General features: G+C 68.3%; 3 protein-coding genes and 1 pseudogene. 2 read left to right on the forward strand and 2 right to left on the reverse strand.

Annotation, left to right across the window (positions count from 1 at the left end; genetic code table 11):
* Positions 1-2,827, forward strand: a 2,827-nt coding sequence (locus QM712_RS35970; RefSeq protein WP_415027890.1) for a tetratricopeptide repeat protein, incomplete at its 5' end; no start/stop codon positions are given.
* 82 nt (positions 2,828-2,909) lie between these two features.
* Positions 2,910-3,146, forward strand: coding sequence for a hypothetical protein (locus QM712_RS35975; protein ID WP_415027891.1), 237 nt, complete (start codon positions 2,910-2,912; stop codon positions 3,144-3,146).
* A 103-nt stretch (positions 3,147-3,249) separates the two neighbouring features.
* Here the strand turns inward: QM712_RS35975 and fliP are convergent, their stop codons facing one another.
* Both fliP and QM712_RS35985 read right to left on the reverse strand, forming a co-directional pair.
* Complete coding sequence (gene fliP, locus QM712_RS35980) at positions 3,250-4,005, reverse strand: flagellar type III secretion system pore protein FliP (RefSeq protein ID WP_415027892.1); 756 nt, start codon at positions 4,003-4,005, stop codon at positions 3,250-3,252.
* Positions 4,002-4,433 (reverse strand): annotated as a pseudogene (locus QM712_RS35985) (flagellar biosynthesis protein FliO); the annotation flags it as partial. The gene fliP and the pseudogene QM712_RS35985, both read right to left, overlap by 4 nt.

The following is a 4,433-nucleotide window of genomic DNA, read 5'->3' on the forward strand; positions in this document are numbered from 1 at the left end:
CGCGCCGGCGGCCCGCGGGCCTGCGCCGGCGCCCGAGAAGCCGGCCGCCGAGAAGGACGCGCATCGGCAGATCGTGCCGCCGACGTCCGAGACGATCGCGCGCGAGGCCAGGATCGAGGTGAAGGCCGACACCAAGCCGGAAGCCGCCGCGGCCGCGCCCGTCGAAGCGCCGAAGCCCGCGCCGGTTGCAGCCGCTCCCGAAACGCCGCACGTTGCCGAAGCGCCCAAGCCCGTGGTGCCCGCAACGGAAGCCGTCACGCCGGTTGCACCGGCCGTCGCCGAGGCGCCGAAGGAAGCCGTGCAGGAGCCGGTCAAGGAAGCGGTCAAGGCCGCAGCCCCGGAGCCGGCCAAGGAAGCGCCGGCCCAGGCTGCGCCGCAAACAGCGGCCGCTGGCGTCGATGCCCGCCGCGACAGCGATGGCTTGCGCGTGACATTTCCGCTTCAGGTCGCGACACCCGCGGCGGCGTTCCGCCGCGGCGACACGGTGTGGCTGGTGTTCGACTCGCCGAAGTCGATCGACGTCGAGGCGATCCGCACCAAGGGCGGCGCGATGATCGGCGAGGTCAGCCGCGTTCCTCTCGACAAGGGGCAGGCGGTGCGCATCCGGCTCACCCGTCCGTTGGTCTATTCGCTGACCAGCGAGGAGGTCGGCAAGGAAACGAACTGGCTCCTGACGCTCGCCGACAAGATCCAGGCGACGCCGCTGCCGCTGATGATCTCGCGCAACATCACCGATCCCGCGCTCGCCAATATCGCCATTCCCTTCGCCAATCCGGGCCTGCTGCACAAGCTCACCGATCCCGATGCCGGCGACACGCTCTACGTCGTCACCGCGCAGCGGCCGGTCCGCGGCTTCATCAAGCGGCAGGACCTCGTCGATCTCTCGCTGCTGGAATCCGCGCACGGCATCGCCATCCGGCCGAATTCCGACGAGGTCGGCGTCGAGGTCGGGTCCGACAAGGTCATCCTCGGCAAGAAGGGCGGTCTGACGCTGTCGCCGGTCGACATTTCGGCGGAGCGGGCGCCGACCGCGGTGCGGCCGGTCTTCAGCCCCGAAGGCTGGCGCAAGGGCCAGTCGGAAAACTTCATGATGCGCCAGGCCGACCTGATCACGGCGATCTCGGCCGTCGAGCCGGCGCAGCGTTCGCTGCCGCGTCTCGACCTCGCGCAATTCTACATGTCGCGCGCGATGTATCACGAGGCCAAGGCGGTGACCGACGTGATGCTCAGCGATCCCCTCAACAAGGAGGAGAGCGGTGCGCTGATCATGCATGCGATCGCGAGCATCCTGATCGGCCGGCCGGGGCAGGGGCTGAAGGATCTCGCCAATCCCGTGATCGGCAACAGCCACGACTCCCAGCTCTGGAAGGCGCTCGCCTATGCGCGCCAGGGCAAATGGGCGGACGCGCGCGAGAAGTTCAAGAACGTCGAGTTCGCCATCGCCTCGCTGCCGCTCGACATCCAGCGCATCATCACCATGGATGCGATGCGCGCCTCGCTCGAGGTCAAGGATTACGCCGGTGCTTCCAAGCGCCGCAGCGAGATCGAGGTCGTCGGCGTCTCGCCCGAAGCCTCGCCCGGTTTTGCCGTGCTGCGTGGCCGGCTCGCCGAAGCGCTCGGCCACGACAAGGATGCGCTCGACGACTACAAGTTCGCGGCTGCTTCGGACGATCGTCAGGCTGCGGCGGAAGCCAAGCAGCTCGAAGTCGCGCTGCGGCAGAAGCGCGGCGAGATCACCAAGGAAGATGCGCTGCGCGAGCTCGAGACGTTGTCGATGACCTGGCGCGGCGACTCGATCGAGGTCAAGACGCTCCAGATGCTGGCGCAGATGTATTCCGAGATCGGCCGCTACCGCGACGCGCTCTCCGCGGCGCGCACCGCGACCAAGCTCCAGCCCAACGCGGAGGCCTCGCGTCAGGCGCAGGACCTCGCCTCCGACCTGTTCACGCAGATCTTCCTGGGCCCCAAGGGCGACGACCTGCCGCCGATCGAGGCGCTCGGGATGTTCTACGAATTTCGCGAGCTGACACCGATCGGCCGGCGCGGTGACGAACTGATCCGCCGCCTTGCGGACCGTCTCGCCTCGATCGATCTGCTCGACCAGGCCGCCGAGCTGCTGCAGTACCAGGTCGATCATCGCCTCGAAGGCGCCGCGCGGGCGCAGGTCGCCGCGCGCCTTGCCATGATCTATCTCGCCAACCGCAAGCCCGACATGGCCATCACGGCGCTGCGCGCGAGCCGCATCAGCGACCTCTCCGGCGAGCTGCGGACGCAGCGCCTGCTCCTGGAAGCCCGCGCGCAGAGCGACGTCGGCCGTCACGATCTCGCGCTCGACATCGTCTCCAATGTCGGCGGCCGCGAGGTGCTCCGGCTGCGCTCCGACATCTTCTGGGCGGCGCGCCGCTGGCGCGAGTCCGCCGAACAGATCGAGCTCTATTACGGCGAGCGCTATCGCGACTTCAAGCCGCTCAACGCGGTGGAGAAGAGCGACATCATCCGTGCCGCCGTCGGCTATGCGCTCGCCGACGATTCGATCGGCCTGTCCCGCTTTCGCGAGAAATACGCACCCTTGATGAGCGAGAGCGCCGACCGGCTCGCCTTCGACATCGCGAGCAAGCCGGCCGCGTCCTCCAGCGCGGAGTTTGCCGAGATCGCCAAGCTCGCCGCCAGTGTCGATACGCTCGACGGCTTCCTGCGCGAAATGAAACAGCGCTTCCCGGACGCCACCGCCCGCGGGCCCGCCTCGCCGCAGGCAAAGGACGAGACCGAGCACACCGGTTCGCTGCCCACGATCCCCGTCGTGCGGCAGATCAAGATGACACGCTAGGAACCCTGCTACCTCAGGCCTCTCGACAGCCGCCATACAAGGCGGCAACCTGAGGCACTTTCATGCCGGGAGAGCGTTTGACATGAGCAAGCCTGCCAAGACCGAAGCCGAACTCATCGCCATGGCCCGGGCCGAATTGAAGGTCCACGCCGATGGTCCCGACGGCCTGGTCATCTCGATCGTTCGCGACGGCGAAAGCTGGGAGTTCCGCGCCGACGCCGACCAGGTGACGCGGGACAAGCCGGGCTTCCCCGAAAGCGTCGCGATGCTGGTGCAGATCGGCGATCACCTCAGCAGGCAATACGACGTGAAGGGGTAGGGGACGCCTGCGGCCCTCTATCGTCCCTCATCGCGAGCGAAGCCGCTGCGGCAGTCGGGATTGCTTCGCTCGCAATGACTCGACTACGGCGGAGCGCGCTCGGTCATCCGCCGTAGCTCTGCACCAGGCTTCCGGCCACCAGCGACCAGCCGTCGACCAGCACGAAGAAGATCAGCTTGAACGGCAGCGAGATCGTCGCGGGCGGCAGCATCATCATGCCCATCGACATCAGCACGGAGGCGACGACGAGGTCGATGATCAGGAAGGGGAGGAACAGCAGAAAACCGATCTCGAAGGCGCGCTTCAGCTCGGAGATCATGAAGGCGGGGACTAGGATGCGCAGCGCGAGCTCGTCGGGGGTCGCGGGCGGCGGCTCGCCCGAGAGGTCGAGGAACAGCTTCAGGTCCTTCTCGCGCACGTTCTTCTGCATGAAGCCGCGCAGCGGCACGGAGGCGCGTTGCAGCGCGTCCTCGACGCTGATCTGGTTGGCGACGAGCGGGCGGATGCCGTCGTCGTAGGATTTCTGCAGCACCGGTCCCATCACGAAGAAGGTGAGGAACATCGCGAGCGCGATGATCACCGAGTTGGGCGGCGCCGTCGCCGTACCCATCGCGGTGCGCAGCAGCGACAGCACGACCACGATGCGCGTGAATGACGTCATCATGATCAGGATCGACGGTGCGATCGACAGCACCGTGAGCAGCGCAATGAGCTGGATCGCGCGTTCGGTGACGCCGCCTCCGGCCTGACCGCCGAGATTGATGCTGATGTCCTGGGCATGCGCCGGCATCGCGAGCGAAGCCGCGCCGATCAGGACAGAAAGAAAAACAACTCTACGCGGAAGGGACGGCAGCCTCACGAAGACGGCTTCGGACGGCCGAGCAGCGAGGCCATCTCGTCTTCGAGGTTCTCAAAGCTGGTCTTCTCCGCGGCCGGTCGCGCGGGCGGGACCGGGGGTGCCGGTGGCTCGCTGCGTGCGGCGCGCGGGGGCGCGGCGGGAGGTTCGGGCGCAACCGGAGGCGCGACCGCTTCGCCGGCCGGCCGACGCAGCGCTGCTTCCAGCCGTTGCGCCATCTCGGCGAGGTTCTGCTCGGCGTTCGACGGTGCTGCGGGAGCCGGCGGCGGTACGGGCGGTGCCTGCGGAACGGGTGGAGGCGGCGGCGGGGCAGCGGCGCGTTCGGCGCGCACCGGCGGCACCTTGACCGGCTCGCTCTGGCGCGGCGGGCGCGGCATCATGGGCTCGTTGCGGGCAACGCGCGGCGGCGCGGGCTCGGGCCGCTGTTCGCA

This window comes from Bradyrhizobium sp., assembly GCF_047605465.1.
Taxonomy (GTDB): domain Bacteria; phylum Pseudomonadota; class Alphaproteobacteria; order Rhizobiales; family Xanthobacteraceae; genus Bradyrhizobium.